The following is a 2,314-nucleotide window of genomic DNA, read 5'->3' as shown; positions in this document are numbered from 1 at the left end:
GGAGGCACCAGCCTCCGGGCCTTCGTCGTTCCCTTTGCCATTCCTTGGGTTTCCGGCCGATTGACACGCCATGTGGTCTAGTCCAACCTGAGTCATGCCCATGACGGGCGGCCCCCACCGCCCGTCCTGATGCGCTGCAAGTCCTTTGCCAGTAACGGGAATTGATCACGTTCTGGCTCCGTCTGCCGCTCTCCCCGACCGGGTGTCGGACGGCGTTCCTGCATCCCCACGTGACAGGAGAGAGGCACATCCGCATGCATCGCAACAACCGCAGGGCCTGGGCGGTCACGTCCGTGGCCGCCACGCTGCTCGCCGGGGCGGTGTCGCTGCTGGGCGCCCCCAGCGCGACCGCCGGGCCGGGCAACACGACCGGGGCCCCCGCCACCAGCGGCGGCATGAAGGTCGCGTACTTCGACCAGTGGTCGATCTACTCGAACGCCTTCTACCTCAAGAACGTCGACACCAACGGCATGGCCGGGAAGCTCGACTACCTGCTGTACGACTTCGCCAACATCGACCCGAACAACCTCACCTGCTTCGAGCCGAACTCGGCGGCCTCGCAGGACGAGAACAACCCGAACGCCGGCGACGGCGCGGGCGACTACTACGCCGACTACGCCAAGACCTTCGCCAACGGCAACAGCGTCGACAACACCACCGACACCTGGGACCAGCCGCTGGCGGGCAACTTCCACCAGCTCCAGGAGCTGAAGGCGAAGTACCCGAAGCTCAAGGTCCTGATGTCGATCGGCGGTTGGACGTACTCCAAGTACTTCTCCGACGTGGCCGCCACCGACGCCGCGCGGAAGAAGTTCGTCTCCTCCTGCGTCGACATGTTCATCAAGGGCAACCTGCCCGCGCAGGGCGGCTACGGCGGCCCCGGCACCGGCAAGGGCATCTTCGACGGCTTCGACATCGACTGGGAGTACCCGGGCGGCGGCGGCCACCTCGGCAACCACGCCTCGCCCAACGACAAGCAGAACTTCACCGCCCTGCTGGCCGAGTTCCGCAACCAGCTCAACACCCAGGGCAGCGCCGACGGCAAGACCTACGCGCTGAGCGCGGCCCTGCCGGCCGGCCAGGACAAGATCCAGTACATCGAGACCGACAAGATCGGGCAGTACCTGACCTTCGCGGACCCGATGACGTACGACATGCACGGCGGCTGGGAGGCCCAGGGGCCGACCAACCACCAGACGCCGGTCTACCAGAACCCGAACGACCCGATGAGCAACGTGCCGCCGGGCAACGCCAAGTACTCGATCGACGAGGCGGTCAAGGCGTACACGGTCGGCGACGCCTCGTACGGCATCCCCGGCGGGTTCCCGGCGAACAAGCTGAACATGGGCGTCCCGCTGTACTACCGCGGCTGGACGGGCGTGGCGGCGGGGGCCGACCACGGGCTGTTCCAACCCGCCAGCGGGCCGGCCCAGGGCGCGCCGAACTCCGGCAACGTCAACGGCGTGCGGATGTACAAGGAACTGCTCGGGACGGTGGACAACCCCAGCTACACCTACTGGGACCCCGCCTCGCAGGCCGCGTACTTCTACGACGGCAACAACTTCTGGTCAGGCGAGAACGCCAGGTCCATCCAGGCCAAGATGGACTACGCGCACTGCAACGGACTCGGCGGATCGTTCGTGTTCTCGCTCTACGACGACCCGAACGCGGCGCTGCTCAACCCGCTGATGACGGCCACCAACGGCTCGGCCGCCTCCTGCCCGGCCCCGCCGACCGGCTCGCCGAGCGCCAGCGCCTCGCCGACGAAGTCCTCCTCCCCCTCGCCGTCGACCAGCCCCTCGACCTCGCCGTCCACGAGCCCCTCGACCTCGCCGTCCACCAGCCCGTCCTCCTCGCCCACCTCGCCCGGCGGCATCGTCGCCAACCCGGGCCTGGAGTCCGGCGCGCTCAGCCCGTGGACCTGCGCGGGCAGCGGCGGATCGGCGGTCAGCGGCGGCCACACCGGCTCGTACGCCCTGCAGGGCAACGTCAGCGCCGGGGACACCGCGCAGTGCCAGCAGGTGGTCACGGTCAAACCGAACACCACCTACACGCTGTCCGCCTGGGTCAAGGGCAACTACGCCTACCTGGGAGTCACCGGCTCCGGCGCGGACAGTTCGACCTGGACCCCCGGCGGGAGCGCGTGGACGAAGCTCTCCACCAAGTTCACCACCGGCGCCTCGGTCACCTCGGTGACCGTCTGGGTGCATGGTTGGTACGGACAGGGTGCCTACCAGGCCGATGACTTCAGCATCAGCTGAGCTTCCGTCAACATCGTTTTAAGGAAGGCCCGGAGGGTTCCGCCCTCCGGGCC

General features: G+C 68.0%; 1 protein-coding gene. It reads left to right on the top strand.

Annotated features, from left to right (window positions below; translation table 11 throughout):
• Positions 1-254: 254 nt before the first annotated feature.
• A complete protein-coding gene (locus ACFUEL_RS38690) occupies positions 255-2,261 on the top strand; it encodes a glycosyl hydrolase family 18 protein (protein WP_380242744.1) in 2,007 nt (668 codons plus the stop codon).
• Positions 2,262-2,314: the final 53 nt, after the last annotated feature.

Origin of the sequence: Kitasatospora sp. NPDC057198 (genome assembly GCF_042670125.1) — a bacterium.
Taxonomy (GTDB): Bacteria; Actinomycetota; Actinomycetes; order Streptomycetales; family Streptomycetaceae; genus Kitasatospora.
The sequence above is the reverse complement of the archived record's forward strand: the minus strand, read 5'-3'. Positions and strand labels throughout refer to the sequence as shown.